This is a genomic window from Chroogloeocystis siderophila 5.2 s.c.1 (assembly GCF_001904655.1).
Taxonomy (GTDB): Bacteria; Cyanobacteriota; Cyanobacteriia; order Cyanobacteriales; family Chroococcidiopsidaceae; genus Chroogloeocystis; species Chroogloeocystis siderophila.
The window spans coordinates 1-14,585 of the sequence record NZ_MRCC01000003.1 but is presented as its reverse complement, the minus strand read 5'-3'; the positions used below and the strand labels follow the sequence as shown (position 1 = coordinate 14,585).

Annotated in this window: 13 protein-coding genes, 1 tRNA gene and 1 riboswitch; of the genes, 10 read left to right on the top strand and 4 right to left on the bottom strand. The window is 41.2% G+C overall.

Annotation, left to right across the window (positions count from 1 at the left end):
- Positions 1 to 248: 248 nt before the first annotated feature.
- Positions 249 to 396, top strand: a riboswitch (guanidine-I (ykkC/yxkD leader).
- A gap of 228 nt (positions 397 to 624) precedes the next feature.
- The 4 genes from NIES1031_RS03490 to NIES1031_RS03475 all read left to right on the top strand — a co-directional run bounded on the left by NIES1031_RS03490 (position 625) and on the right by NIES1031_RS03475 (position 4,457).
- A complete protein-coding gene (locus NIES1031_RS03490) occupies positions 625 to 1,671 on the top strand; it encodes an ABC transporter substrate-binding protein (protein ID WP_073548135.1) in 1,047 nt (348 codons plus the stop codon).
- Between the two features lie 38 nt (positions 1,672 to 1,709).
- Positions 1,710 to 2,561 carry an ABC transporter permease gene (locus NIES1031_RS03485; protein WP_073548380.1) on the top strand — a complete coding sequence of 284 codons (852 nt, stop codon included), beginning with the start codon at positions 1,710 to 1,712 and terminating at the stop codon, positions 2,559 to 2,561.
- A gap of 41 nt (positions 2,562 to 2,602) precedes the next feature.
- Positions 2,603 to 3,379 (top strand): ABC transporter ATP-binding protein, encoded by a 777-nt coding sequence (locus NIES1031_RS03480; RefSeq protein ID WP_073548134.1) that lies wholly within the window; start codon positions 2,603 to 2,605, stop codon positions 3,377 to 3,379.
- Between the two features lie 376 nt (positions 3,380 to 3,755).
- On the top strand, positions 3,756 to 4,457 hold the full coding sequence (locus tag NIES1031_RS03475) for a globin family protein (RefSeq protein ID WP_073548133.1): 702 nt from the start codon (positions 3,756 to 3,758) through the stop codon (positions 4,455 to 4,457).
- Positions 4,458 to 4,583: 126 nt separating this feature from the next.
- On the opposite strand, the gene hpxO is transcribed toward NIES1031_RS03475, so the two are convergent.
- From hpxO to uraH, 3 genes are all read right to left on the bottom strand, one after another.
- Entirely contained in the window at positions 4,584 to 5,741 is a 1,158-nt protein-coding gene (hpxO, locus tag NIES1031_RS03470) for an FAD-dependent urate hydroxylase HpxO (protein ID WP_073548132.1), read from the bottom strand.
- A gap of 53 nt (positions 5,742 to 5,794) precedes the next feature.
- Positions 5,795 to 7,231 carry a uracil-xanthine permease family protein gene (locus NIES1031_RS03465; protein ID WP_073548131.1) on the bottom strand — a complete coding sequence of 479 codons (1,437 nt, stop codon included), beginning with the start codon at positions 7,229 to 7,231 and terminating at the stop codon, positions 5,795 to 5,797.
- A gap of 538 nt (positions 7,232 to 7,769) precedes the next feature.
- Positions 7,770 to 8,132, bottom strand: a complete 363-nt coding sequence (gene uraH, locus NIES1031_RS03460; protein WP_073548130.1) for a hydroxyisourate hydrolase — start codon at positions 8,130 to 8,132, stop codon at positions 7,770 to 7,772.
- A gap of 2,269 nt (positions 8,133 to 10,401) precedes the next feature.
- On the opposite strand from uraH, the gene NIES1031_RS03455 reads away from it, so the two are divergent.
- The 5 genes from NIES1031_RS03455 (at position 10,402) to NIES1031_RS03435 (ending at position 13,704) form a co-directional block, all read left to right on the top strand.
- On the top strand, positions 10,402 to 10,953 hold the full coding sequence (locus NIES1031_RS03455; protein WP_073548129.1) for a dTDP-4-dehydrorhamnose 3,5-epimerase family protein: 552 nt from the start codon (positions 10,402 to 10,404) through the stop codon (positions 10,951 to 10,953).
- Positions 10,954 to 11,199: 246 nt separating this feature from the next.
- Entirely contained in the window at positions 11,200 to 11,379 is a 180-nt protein-coding gene (locus NIES1031_RS03450) for a hypothetical protein (protein WP_073548128.1), read from the top strand.
- A gap of 270 nt (positions 11,380 to 11,649) precedes the next feature.
- Positions 11,650 to 11,955 (top strand): RNA recognition motif domain-containing protein, encoded by a 306-nt coding sequence (locus NIES1031_RS03445; RefSeq protein ID WP_073548127.1) that lies wholly within the window; start codon positions 11,650 to 11,652, stop codon positions 11,953 to 11,955.
- 236 nt (positions 11,956 to 12,191) lie between these two features.
- The gene (gene ccmP, locus NIES1031_RS03440) at positions 12,192 to 12,833 is read left to right on the top strand and encodes a beta-carboxysome protein CcmP (RefSeq protein ID WP_073548126.1); all 642 of its coding nucleotides are present in this window, start codon (positions 12,192 to 12,194) and stop codon (positions 12,831 to 12,833) included.
- A gap of 55 nt (positions 12,834 to 12,888) precedes the next feature.
- Positions 12,889 to 13,704, top strand: coding sequence for a pentapeptide repeat-containing protein (locus NIES1031_RS03435; RefSeq protein ID WP_073548125.1), 816 nt, complete (start codon positions 12,889 to 12,891; stop codon positions 13,702 to 13,704).
- A gap of 91 nt (positions 13,705 to 13,795) precedes the next feature.
- On the opposite strand, the gene NIES1031_RS03430 is transcribed toward NIES1031_RS03435, so the two are convergent.
- A tRNA-Ala gene (locus NIES1031_RS03430) sits at positions 13,796 to 13,860 on the bottom strand.
- 46 nt (positions 13,861 to 13,906) lie between these two features.
- Between NIES1031_RS03430 and NIES1031_RS03425 the strand changes: the two genes are divergently transcribed.
- Entirely contained in the window at positions 13,907 to 14,548 is a 642-nt protein-coding gene (locus NIES1031_RS03425) for a site-specific integrase (protein WP_073548124.1), read from the top strand.
- The last annotated feature ends 37 nt before the right edge of the window (positions 14,549 to 14,585 follow it).

Sequence of the window (14,585 nt, the reverse complement as noted above, 5' to 3'; positions counted from 1 at the left end):
GGTGGACTTAGTTTTTGAGCCACGACTTTAGTCGCTAGGCGTTTTAAAAACCTTCCCGCCTGTTGATTGACTGCTTTGACCCAATAACCTTATATAGCCAGTTCCAAGCTAAATCTTCTGTACATTTTAACACCTTAACAACTCAATTACGTCAAGATTTCTTAACGAAGTTACAGAAGAGACTCAAATTTAGTAGTCTTTGATACATCATTTGTGTTATACCGCTGATATTTCTTGTATATATACAATTTAATTGCCTCTAGGGTTCCGATTCAAATTAGCCACGACGTTGAGTTAGTCAATTGAATGTCTGGTCCAAGAGAGGCAGGCTAGTACTCAGGAACGAGTTGATCTAGAAATTTGCTAGCCACACGGCGGGAGAAAAACCCGGGAGGAATTATGGTTGTTTAGTACAACTGATTTCTTTCGGGTTTTCTCTATGGGGGTTTTCTCCCCATTGATTTGATTGTTAAATTGCATTTTTGGGAATGCTGATAATGACGCAGAATCCTCGTTTCAATAAACACAAAATAGGAGTTGGGGAATTACAAAATTGAAGTTCGACTATAGTTCATCAAACGCATAAACAACTGCTATATAATTTTATTTTTTAATAAAAATCTTATGAAGAAGCGATCGCTCATATCCTACGGCATTCTTTTTTGCATTACATTGAGTTTTGTAGTAGGATGCGTCAACCCTGCGATCTATATTAAAACGACAACCGAAAGCGAGGCGTCGTCGGCGGTTGCTGGTGCAGTTCGTTTAGGATTCAGTGCTTGGCCTGGTTGGTTTCCCTGGCAGGTTGCCCAAGAACGTAGAATATTTGCGACACACAATGTTCCTGTAGATTTAAGGTGGTTTGATGGCTATCTCGAATCGATTAATACTCTCGCTGCTGGACAAATTGACGCAAACAGCCAAACACTGGGCGATACGGTAAGTTCAGTATCTGGTGGCGCTGACCAAGTGATTGTTCTTGTTAACGATAATTCGACGGGTAATGACAAAGTGATTGTTCGCGAAGGAATTAACTCGGTTGCAGACCTCAAAGGCAAACAAGTTGCCGCTGAAGAAGGCACCGTCGATCATTTTCTCTTGCTCCAAGGACTTGAAAGAGCAGGTCTATCAGCGCAAGATATTCAGTTCGTACCACTAGAAACAGGGAGAGCCGCCGCCGCCTTTGTTGCGGGACAAGTCGATGCTGTTGCGGTGTTTGCACCCTTTACGACGCAGGCGCTCAAGCGTCCAGGAAGTAGAGAACTTTTTAGTTCCAAAGATTTTCCTGGATCTATCTCCGACCACCTTGTATTTACACGCCAGTATGTCGAGCAAAACCCCGATCGCGTGCAAGCTGTTGTCGATGCTTGGTTTGCCACGTTGGACTATATCCAAAAAAATCAAGCCGATGCTTACGAAATTATGGCAAAACGCGCAGGCGTCAGCGTCGAAGAATACCAACAATACGCAGAAGGGACAAAGCTATTCACGATTGAGGAAAACTTAAAAGCCTTTCAACCAGGAAACGATATGACCTCGTTGCAGTTCGCGGCTGACCAAATGGGTCAATTTCTCACATCCGTTGGATTAGCAGCAGCACCACCGGATAATAGTAGATTGTTTGACGATCGCTTTGTCAAAGCTTATGCGGCAAAAATCAACAGATCCTAAAGTTCGGGCGCATTCTTTATCACATGAGAAACGAAAATATGAGTCAAAGCGTTAATCATCGCTCAATTCGCTCGCTGCTCAAGCCAAAAACAATGCGTTCCACTGTTTTCTGGCGGCTGAATGAAGATATTCCGAGGTCGTTGAGCAGTGTATTAATGGTTACATCAATTGCCTTGCCATTAGTCCTCTGGTGGTTAGTAACAACGTTTGGTAACATTGACCCAACGTTTTTACCTTCGCCGGCTGACGTTCTAGAAGCCTTTGGGCGGTTGTGGAGTACCCGCGAACTTCTTAAAGATACCGTAGCGAGTTTATGGCGAGTTGGTGTTGGTTTTCTATTTGCGGCACTCGTTTCAATTCCGATTGGCGTGCTGATGGGTAGTTTTGCGAGTATTCGGGCTTTGCTCGAACCACTCTTTGGCTTGATGCGCTATATGCCTGCTCCCGCATTTATTCCGCTACTTATTTTATATTTAGGCATCGGCGAAGAACCAAAAATGACGCTGATCTTTATTGGGGTCTTTTTCTTTAACTCGTTAATGGTCATGGATACAGTCAAGTTTGTCCCCAAAGACCTCATCGAATCTACTTATATGTTGGGAGGTAATCGCTGGGAAGTTTTGACTCAAGTTATTTTGCCCCATGTTTTGCCAGGAATTATTGACGCGTGTCGCATTAACTTAGCAGCAGCATGGCAACTTGTCATCGTCTCGGAACTTATTGCAGCAAATGAAGGTTTGGGGCGGCGAATCAGTGTAGCTGGTCGATTTTTGCGAACCGATGAAATCTTTGTTGGATTAATTGTCATCGGAATTATCGGATTAGCATTCGACTTACTCTTTCAGTATTTATTAAGAGTTTCGTGTAAATGGGCAAGTCAAAAACGCTAGTTACATTGCCATCTAAAAACGACAACAGGGAGATTTAATTTATGTTTTTGGAAATCCATAATCTGAGTAAGCACTTTGCAACCAAAGAAGGAAACTTAGTTGTCCTCAAAGATATCAATATGATGATTGAGCAGGGCGAGTTTATCTGTGCAGTTGGTGCATCAGGTTCAGGCAAATCTACTCTGTTGCGACAAATTGCAGGACTTGATACTCCTACCACTGGAGAAGTCAGAATTGATGGCAAGCGCATCACATCACCAGGCCCTGATCGCGGTATGGTGTTTCAGCACTATACGCTTTACCCTTGGATGAACGTGCAGGAGAATACGGAGTTTGGGTTAAAACTGCAAGGCGTACCGAAGAAAGAACGACGCGAACAAGCGAGTTACTATCTGAATGTGGTTGGACTGACACGATTTGCGAGATCTTTACCAAAAGAACTATCAGGCGGGATGAAGCAGCGAGTGGCGATTGCGCGGGCGCTAGCCTCAGAACCTGATGTTTTATTAATGGATGAGCCTTTCGGCGCGTTGGATGTTCACACCAAAGAATCGATGCACGAATTCATGCTCGATCTCTGGCAGCGTACTAACATTACAATTTTTATGATCACCCACGATGTTGAAGAAGCTGTCTTTCTCTCGAACCGCATTTATGCGTTAGGTGCGCGCCCTGGTACTGTGCGCAAAGAGATGGTCATCAACTTACCGCATCGCACCCATACAGTAAAACGTCACTCAATTTTCCACGATTACCGCGACGAATTAATGGAGTTACTCCGCCGACACGGGCAAGAAGCCGTTGCAGCAGTCGCTTAATCAAAAACATGCATTTGAAAACATTTTGAACTTTGACACGATCTTCGTACACATTACATAAAGCGATGTAGAAGCTTTTACATAATTATCATTGATTGCTAGTCGCTCAACAGAAAATACTCTTTGTTGTTTGTCTCTAGCGCTACCTTGCCCTACTTTCGTCGTAACAGAATGCGTGGGGTATCGTTTTGCTATTGAGTTGTAGGAACTTCCTAGCAATTTATCCGTAAAATTTAGGATGTTATCAAGCTAGCTTCAAGGTATTAATAAAATATGCAGCTTGGTATCTAGAAATAAAGGAAATTCAGATTTAACCAAGTTGTGTGATTAAGAACATATTGATTTTTTAAACATTACATAACTCTGGTAATCAAATATGGCGCTTCAGGTTGAAGTTCTAGAACAAAGTTTTGAGCGTGTTAAACCTTATGCTAATGAGTTTGCTGCTAGCTTTTACAATAATTTGCTAACCGACTATCCTCAACTTCAGCCTTTATTTGCCAAAACTGATATGGATCAGCAGCATCAAAAGCTGATCATGTCTTTAATATTAGTCGTTAGCAATCTGCGTAATCCTGAACTTTTGAAAATAACGCTGCAAAACCTAGGTGCAAGACACGTCAGCTATGGCACACTACAGCAACACTATCCAATGGTGGGTGCAGCATTGTTGAAAACTTTTGAATCGTACTTAGGCAAGGACTGGACACCAGAAGTTAAGCAAGCATGGGCGGATGCATATGGAGTGCTTGCGGAAATGATGCTCGAAGGAGCGCAGTCTGCTGAAAAATCGTCAATGGCACCATCGCCCCAGTTGAATACTGCAACTGTAAGCACGCCAGGATTGATATCTGCGAATTTTTCACCGCAGCAAGAGTCGCCGCAGTCTATTCAACATAGTGAGAGTAACGCAGCTGTCATGTCAACTTCAGTTAGTAGACCTAGCGTCAATCTCAAACTAATACTGTTGATTGCTATCATAGCTGGTTTACTAGGTTTAGGGATTTTCTATTACTCTCGTTCGCAACCAGATAACAGTAATATAAGATCTGTTACCGAATCTGCAAAAATTGTATAGAATGCCTCGTAGATGCCCTTGTGACTGAAGTCGCGGCTACTCATACAAAGGATGCCTCTGCACACTCTCTGTAGATAGGGTTCTTCTAGTGACGAAGTCATTCGCGACTCGCACTCAGGCAAGATACTAATGTAATGGTCCTGCCAAAATAACTTTAGAAATCGCGCTTGTGACATCGGTGGGATCTTCTTGGGCGAGTTGTCGATACCACTTCTGCGTAATGTCTGGATCGACACCATGAATCATTTCTGCTCGTCGGCGTGCCTTTTGAACAACAGCACCTGTTCGCTCTTTGCGTTCGGCTTCATAACGCTGCAAGGCGTATTCTACGCCCAAATTAGTTGTGAGTAGATATTGCGTTAAAACAAGTCCATCTTCCATTGCTTGACAACCACCTTGCCCCAAATCGGGACAGGTTGCGTGGGCAGAATCTCCTAATAAAGCCACTCTACCGCGTACCATTTTATTTATAGGTCCTACGTCGTGAATTTCAACACGGTTGGTTTGAGACGGCTCTAAACGCTCAATCAGCAATTGGACTGGTTGCGCCCATCCTTGAAAGTGTTCCGCGAGATCTGCACGGTAATCTGGGTTGACAGGTGTTCCTTTAGGTAGGGGTACGTCAAAAAAGAAATAGAAGCGATCGCGTGCTACTGGCATCATCGACACGCGCTTGTGATCTCCTACATAAATCGCCCAACTATTCTTTGGTGCTAAATCTTCACTCGCAGGTACTAAGCCGTTCCAGTTAACATAAGTGCCGTATTTTGGTTGCACTTCTTCATTTAACACATAGCGCCGCAAAATTGAATGAATTCCATCAGCAGCAACGAGTAAATCACCTATAGCACGGTGTCCATTTTCAAAAATGGCGGTGACTCCTTGCGCATCCTCTTCTACCCCAATACATTTATGATTGAGGTTGACCTCACCTGGATAAGCATCGAGTAGCATTTGTTGCAAATCTGTGCGCGCTACAGGATAAGGACGTTGTCCGACTTCTTCAACCAAGGGCTGCAAATCGATATCATTGAGTAATTCACCAGTTTTAGTCAGATACTGCATTCGATCCATCTGTCCGCCGATTTGCGCCATTTTCTCACCTAAACCAAGGCAATTGAGGACTTTTACACCGTTTGACCACAGCGATATTCCCGCACCTGCTGGGCGTAATTCTTTGACGCGATCATAAATTTCTACCTCGAATCCGGCTTGACGTAGCGAGATTCCTGTGGTTAAACCGCCGATTCCTGCACCGATAACCACAACCTTGAGGTTATACATTGTGTTTGCCTCCGCTGATAATGGGTTCTCGTAATTTCTTTAGCAATTTTGTCCTAAGCTTCGGAAGCTAAGTCCTCAGAACTCATCTCGTCTTCTTCTAGGCTACTTTCGCTCAGTTCTTGTGGAAGTATCCAGTTTAAAACAATTGCTGTTAGTCCACCGGCTGAGATTCCTGAAGAAAAAAGACTTTTCACGAGTGTTGGCGTTGCATCAAGGATTTCAGGAACATACGTCACACCTAACCCAATTGCCAGCGATGTTCCGACAACGATTAACGCACGGCGATCAAGTTGAACTGACGAAAGAATATTAATACCAGCGACAACAATCGAGCCAAACATAATGAGTGTAGCGCCACCGAGAACAGACTGCGGTAGGCTGCGGAAAATGCCGCCAACAATAGGAAATAAACCTAATAAGGCAAGAATAACCGCAATAAAATAACCGATATAACGGCTACCAACCCCAGTGATTTGAATTACGCCGTTATTTTGACTAAATGTCGTATTTGGAAATGTATTAAAGACAGCAGCAATTAAAGAATTAATGCCATCTCCTAACACTCCACCTTTGATTCTCCGAATATAAACGCTACCTTTAATCGGTTCACCTGATACTGCTGATGTTGCTGTCAAATCGCCAATTGATTCAATCGTTGTGATCAGATAAAGCAGAATAAACGGAATAAATGCGGCAAAGTTGAAACTCAGTCCGTACCGAAATGGAATAGGCGCTGCAATCACAGGTAGTCCTTGCAAACCACTAAAGTTGACCATTCCCAAAAAACTAGCCACAACGTAGCCGATAATTAGTCCTATCACAACAGAACTCATCCGCAAGATTGGATTTTTGCTGATATTGAGGACAATAATTGTGATGAGGACTAACGCTGCAACTCCTAAACTTTGAGGACTACCGAAAGTATTATTTCGCTGCGCAACAACTCCTCCACCGATACTAATGATGGCTGTTTTAATCAGCGTCAAGCCAATGATGCTGACGATTGTACCTGTAACCAGCGGGGTAATAATCTTCCTTACCAAATGCAGAAAACGACTCAAGAAAATTTCGATAAATGAACCAAAGAAGCATAAACCGAAGATGAGACTTAACGCACTTTCAGGCGTACCCCCAGCTTCAATGACTGCGGTTCCTGCTGCAATGATGGGTCCTAAAAACGAAAAGCTTGTTCCTTGAATACTTAATAAACCTGAACCAATTGGTCCTATTTTTTTTGCCTGAATAAACGTTGCAACGCCTGAGATAAACAGTGACATACTCACAATGTATGCTGTATCTACTGGCGATAACTGCAACGCATTACTAATCAAAAGTGGTGGTGTAATGATACCGACAAATATCGCTAGTACGTGCTGTGCTGCTGCTAGCGCAGCTTCTACAAATGGAGGTCTGTCGTTTAAACCATAAATTAACCCACTCGCTGGCTTGACATCAACACGTTCTTCAGAGGTGATTTTAATGTTTGTCATTTTAAATTAAGACTGTATTAAAACAAAATCAATAGTCAAGTTTTATTCTAGTGCGCTAAGTGATAGTAATTATTTATACTGTGGCAAACATTATTCCAACTTAAATTGGATTTGTGAACTTAAGCTCATAATTAACATTTTCGAGCGTTGTAAATTTATGAGTTTTTAAAGCTGTAAACGCGAGTATGGAAGATACTATTGATATTTTTGTCTAAGATGTAGAATTTTTAGTAGCTAAATAATAATTACTACCTAACACGTTAAGACATCAATGTATTCTGTATACTGCAATGACAGTACATGACATAAGGTATAACTATGTTTATCTAGTTTTTTGTATTTAAAATAACAAAACTCACTACTCTTTTGTAAAACTGTATCGCGCAAGTGCCTGTTAAAAGGGCTAACTGAAGGTATAAGCCAACCGATTGATAATTAATATTTTTATTTTGACCAGTAATAGATACTTACTTCTTACCAACGTTTATTTTTTATAAATTGCGTTCATTTACCGTTGGACAACCACAACAAAGTGATACTAGCTACCGCGATAGGTACTGTATGACCAGGGAGACACTAATAAAGGAACGTGATAATGTACTGTAGTGTCAGCAATACCAAACTGCAGCGGGATACGATTAAGAAAAGGCGGATTAGGCAAATTATCTAACTTTTGTGCAAAATAATCATGCACGACGAAAACTAATTCATACACACCAACTTTGAGTTCTTCATCAAATAGCAAAGGTGCATCAGTGCGACCGTCATTGTTTGTCGTGATAGTTTTCAGTAGTGTTTTTTGTCCAGATTGAGCATCTATCAGCCATAGCTCAACGACCATATTAATAGCCGGACAACCGTGCGCTGTATCTAGAACGTGCGTAGTTAGTTTACCTGCCATAGTTTTGAAGCTAACCGTACTTTTTAGCCAGTGTTGCTGAATTTAAGTTTAATACAGAAACAAAGATACAGTACGCGATACATTTTGCGAGTTATGGAAGCAGAATTACAGAGGTAGAAGGCAGATTTATTTTTTGCTTGTGAGTACTAGGGGCTTGTATTCCTTTTTGGCAGAGGGAAGAATTCTTGTTTTCAATATAAAAGCCCTCTACCTTTCTTTTATTACAAGGCGATCGCAGCTAATACTCTATTCCTCCATAAATCCATATCGACAAGTTTTCACGCTCAACAGCACAATGATGTTTGAAGTAGTACTGGGGATTGAAGTATTACCCTGGCGCACTCTGTTTTAGGTAAAAAACGCAATTACTAAGTTTCATTCCAAAACGTTTAATTATCAAAGCCTACCTAAGCTTGGCAGAATAAGAAAGACGCTATCATCAAACGCGAGATTCTGGCGAACTAACGCGCTATCAAACCATCTAGTTAATTAAAAGATGTTGTGCAGTCGTTTACTATACTCATGGCTCAATTCGGCGCGTTACCTGCCAGTATAATCAACAGAGACTCTAAATGGTAATATTTATATCCTCTGTAAAAGTGCGTATAAAAAGTAGCTTGCTAATAAGGCAGAAGGAGAAAAGCTTGACAACTTTCTAGAACAAAGCCTGTTGTCTCATTCTGAATGAAAGCTTATTGTTTATGCAGATATCATTAAAAGTCAATTTCAGCAATACTATAATAATTTTATAGAAAAACTGGACCGCAGCGTTAAGTACATACAAATTCCAGTTAATGATTAATAATTAGCTTCACTACTCCATTTGCAAGTAAAATAAATAAGTAAAGCGATAAACAGTTACAGGTATACCCTATTACAGCAGCAACTGCTTCGCTTTGCTAGTAGCAAAATACCTGATAGTGAACGACTTTGCGTTCTATCTCTTCTAGTTGAAGATATGACGCAATTATTAAACCTTTCGAATTATACTATTTCACTAAATAAAAACTACAAATCATTTCTCCTCTCCCCCTCTGCTGCTATTTGTAGTAAATTTAAAGTGATATGGTATTAGTTAAGGTCGTTTTACTCTGCTTTTTTCATAATACATTATGTGGACTGAACAGATCCTAAACTTATCTGTATCGACAAGTTTTTGTTTTTTAAATAGTATACAAACAATGATTTTTGTTAAAATGCAATCTTTAAGAGTACTACTAACGCAGAAGTTATCTGTTTATCAACATACTGACTTCTGATAAATTATGGATACATTACGAGATAAAAAACATTTATAGCATTTAAAAAAATAGTTTTCCTCAGAAGATTTGAAAATAAAAGATTACAATTTTACAAGTTAAGCGTTCGAAATACCTTTCTTTTGAATCTTGTAGGCTACCTTTCATGTTTTTAACAGGATTTATGGTTGGGTTTATTACTGCTTTTATTAGCTCATTTTTGCTTTCTGTATTTATTATGAGTTTATTGAGATTCACGTCTCAAATACCTAAAGAATCAAAACGCAATCTATACTTTTGGGAAAATACATCAAAGGAGAATAAATAATGTATGGCATTTAATTATTTTTCTTTTGCAAAACGCGAAGTCATCAGTAATATATCAACAAATGGATTATAGATATGAAAAAAGAAAATGTTTTGATGTTATGCTTATCAAGCAAGAAGAGCAGTGTTATCCATGCCGAAACTTACGGCTAACTAAGAAGTTAGAAAGCTTTGTGGTGAGGGTAGTTGAGCATCTTTCAAATTGTGATAGTCGTGGCGCTTCTCCTCAAGTATGTTTTGGTATCATTTTAAACAACGCAGCTTGGTCGGCATAGAAAAAAATTAAGGTGGTGAGGATAGCATCCCCTGGCGTTAGTTAGTTCATGTACTCAATATTTATCAAGTAATCGCTTGTACAGTCGAACAACCGCGTGATTCACAATCAAATCTTTCAAGTTGGAGACACCACTAATAATTGTCGAAGTAAAGACGATTGCCAAGAGTCTCTCTGAATAGTGGGAATATTGGTTGAATTTTGGGAGTAACGGGGCAAATAACAAAGTTATCGCGTTGCTTTGGCAAAATTCATGAGTTTCTACGCGAATTTTAATGTGAATTGAGTGTGCTAAATGGCGCGCAGAAACTATTTATATTTACTCAAACTATCTGGAGAAACTTTGTGTTTTGAGGATACACGCGCTTAAAACAGCTAAATATCTCATTCACACTCAGTAAATCGAGCGAGATTTCTTCTGGAGACAGTGATGAAATTTACAAAAACGAAACTCAAAAATGCATTTATTATTGACTTAGAGCAGCAGCAAGACAATCGAGGTTTTTTTGCTCAAACCTTCTGTGCGCGTGAATTTGCGGCGCATGGTCTTAAACCAGTTGTTGCACAATGTAATTTAGCTTTCAACTATAAAAAAGGAACGCTGCGAGGAATGCACTATCAAGTTGCCCCAGTCCGCGTAGCACAGTTAGTTCGCTGTACTCAAGGCACAATTTACAACGTTATCATCGATATGCGTCCTGATTCTCCAACCTTTCTTAAACACATCGGTGTAGAACTAACCGCTGAAAATCATCGGGCTTTGTACATACCAGCAATGTGCGCGCACGGCTATCAAACGCTTGTGGATAATACTGAGGTAGTGTATCAGGTGAGCGGGTTTTATTCTTCACACTATGAGCGCGGTCTGCGCTATGATGACCCAACATTTAATATTGTTTGGCCGCTCCCTGTTAGTGAAATTTCACAAAAAGATTTGGCTTGGTGTTTATTTCAATCTTTCCTGCTAGAAGTTGAATCGTGATCGTTGTCGATAATGCACTGTCAGCGCGTGCTGTGCTAGCATTCTTGTCAAAGTTGATATAAAAGTTTATAGTCCTCCTAGTTGCTTTATGCTTAGCTCTGAATGCGATTTGACATATACCATTCGCCACTCGCAGCAGTTAATCAATGAGGAACTTGCACAAATTCAGCTTGGTTAGGTGGAAGCGAACTCGTAGAAAATGATATTTTTTGGCGATCGCGGTGCGGTTGCTATTGTGACATTGAAGTGACACACACGAGTATTAGCCCTAAACTGAGTGCTATCAGCGCCGATAGTCCAGTTCGCAACATTGGCGATCTCCATATCAGTGGTCTTTCTCATCCAACACTCACGATTAGTGGTGTGAGCAACTCGGCTTGCTTGCTACAAGAAGTGATACCGTTTCGCTATCCAGCCATTCGCTAAAAGTGTCATTATTTTTGTAGCGCGATCGCTCAGTATTAAAACACTCAATAACTATATAAAAATACTGTCGTGTTTAAGTATTTTTTAATAATGCATTTTTGCGATACGTGCAGTAAAAAAATAAAAGTCATATGCTAATATAGAGAAGTATAAGAGTACAGTTCGGTTGCAGCGTTTGTTTTTAGAATTGATGGGCTTTTTCCTTTTAGTTTTGACAGGCTTCTCTCCGAAATCTAGAACTCTACAACTTTCTGATTTAGGAGACAAGGTATGTCAGTTTATGTAGGTAACTTATCCTACGAGGTTACACAAGAAGACCTCAGCGCGGTTTTTGCAGAATATGGTTCTGTAAAACGCGTTCAACTACCCACTGACCGTGAAACTGGTCGGGTGCGTGGCTTCGGCTTCGTAGAAATGGATACAGAGTCAGAGGAAGACTTAGCCATTGATGCGCTTGACGGCGCAGAATGGATGGGACGAACCTTGCGAGTCAACAAGGCGAAACCAAGAGAAAATCGCACTTCATTTAGTGGTGGTGGTAATCGTCGAAATGGTAATTACTCGGCTCGCTACTAAACACGCGAGACTAGTGCGTTAGCGTAAGGGCGATCGCCCTTACGAACTAATATGATGTAAGAGGCTTAGGCAAATTGCTTGAGCCTTTTTTTTGTATCAATGACGCATATCGTGTAAGTATCTAACTGTATCAAGCTAGCGTTAGGCGTGAGCAAATGCACTTCAGATTTCAGAAGCACAAAGTGTAAACTCAGATGTTGCACTTGCAAAATTCTAAGATGACGGAGATTTAAACCTTGGGTATAGAATTACGCAGTTATGTATTTCTAGACAGGTTGCAGCCTCAGCACGCAGCTTATATGGGGACAGTAGCGTTAGGTTTCTTGCCTTTGCCAGGCGATGCTTCACTGTGGATTGAAATCTCGCCAGGTATAGAAATTAACCGAATTATGGACATTGCCCTAAAATCAACTTCTGTACGCCCAGGAGTGCAAGTTGTCGAACGCCTCTACGGACTTCTGGAAGTTCATTCAAGTAACCAAGGCGATACGCGGACTGCGGGTAAGGCAATTTTAGAGACATTAGGTGTCCGCGAGCGCGAACGTCTCAAACCATACGTTATTTCCAGCCAAATTATTCGCAATATTGACGCGCATCATACACAATTAATCAATCGCACGCGTAGAGGACAAATGATTTTAGCAGGACAAACGCTTTATGTGATGGAAGTTCAGCCAGCGGCTTATGCTGCTTTAGCCGCGAATGAAGCCGAGAAAGCAGCTTTAATTAACATTTTAGAAATTCAGGCAGTTGGCAGCTTTGGACGCCTCTATTTAGGTGGAGAAGAACGAGACATTTTAGCAGGTTCGAGTGCTGCATTAGCAGCAATTGAAAACGTTGTGGGACGTGAAAACCCTGCAATGGGGCGTAAGGAATAGTGTAGTCATAAGTTAAAGTTGAAAATTGGTGCTGCTTGATTGAAGGAGATTTTGGATGGCGAATATGGAGCATCTTGCATTACTACAGCAGGGTGCAGTAAAGTGGCTTGAGTGGAGGAAGAAAAACATCCAAATTAAACCAGATCTGAGCGAAGCTGATTTGAGTGAAGCTAATTTTAGAGGTGCTAATTTAGTTGCAGTTAACCTCCGCAGGGCAGATCTCAGCAAAACTAAACTCATTGCAGCTAACCTTACTCAAGCTAATTTAAGTGCAGCTAATTTAAACAAATCTGAACTTATTGACGCTAATCTTCAACAAGTCGAACTTGTCGATGCTCAGTTAAGGGAAGCTCAACTTGCAGGAGCAGATTTAAGTTACGCTAATCTGATTGGAGCCGACCTCAAAGGCGCAGACGTAAGGCGAGTTGACTTGAGTCACGCTAACTTAATTGCAACTGAGTTACGCAAAGCTAACCTAAGAGAGGCAGACCTCAGTGCAGCGGACTTAAGACGAGCGAATTTCAGTTATGCTAACTTGATGGCAGCTAATTTGAATCATGCAAACTTGAGTCATGCCAACCTTCACGAAGCTGAGTTAATTGGCGCTCATTTGTATATGGCTGAGCTTGTGCAAGTAAATCTCACTGAAGCGCATCTCACTGGTGCTTATCTTTTCGGTGCAAACCTCAGTGGAGCAAATCTTTTCAAGGCTGACTTCCGGTGGACGAATCTTAGTAAAGCTAATTTTACCGGCGCTGACCTAAGCCAAGCTAATTTTACCGGCGCGAACTTAAGTAAGGCTAATTTTACCGGCGCTATGCTTAACGAAGTTGACTTTACAGGAGCTAACTTGAGCAAAGCGAACTTTTAAGATGTAATTATGCGTAATAGTGACATTGGTATAGATTCGGCGATTATGGCAAGCTTTGATCGCCTAGAGGAAACTTAAGACAAGAAAAGTATGGAGAATAGGGAACTCGAATCCCTGACCTCTGCGGTGCGATCGCAGCGCTCTACCAGCTGAGCTATAGGTTTCCAAGGCTAACCCACCATATTTGGGACAGCTTTGGGACATGAGGGAAATCAAACCTATAGATCACTGTGGCTCTATCCAACTGAAGTTCAGTTTCTCAGGCAAGCGGTTTAGCTTTAATCCAATACCTGGAGGAACCTACAACAATAAAAGAGATCTGAATACAGCCAAGGCGATCGCTAATAAGATACAGATTGACATCTTAGCTGGTTGTTTTGATTCCAGCTTGGACAAATATAGGCTAGCTCCAAAGCAAAACAAGCCTAAGCCCAGTAGGTTGTTAGAGTTATGGGATGCTTGGGTGTCTAGTTTGGACTTATCACCTGCAACTAGAGCCAATCACTACAAGGCTGTCAGAACCATGATAGCCAAGGTTAACCCTAGCCTTACAGAGCCACTGAGTCTAACTGATTCTAAGTTAGCACCTAGAACCATCAAGGACAGGCTATCTATGCTCAGAGCCTGCTACAACTGGGCAATATCCCAAGGTTTGGTGGATGCTAACCCCTATCTAAATATCAAGCTTAAGAAGTCCCCAGTGACTAGAATCAAACCTTTTACAGTCACAGAGATATTAGCTATCTCTCAAGGCTTTGAACAGCTAGCACCGCACTACACTCCCTTTGTGAAGTTCCTGTTTCTTACTGGTGCTAGATTATCTGAGCAGGAGTTACGCAGTTGAGAAAAAAGCGTTGGTGCGCTAGAAAAAAAGGATGAAC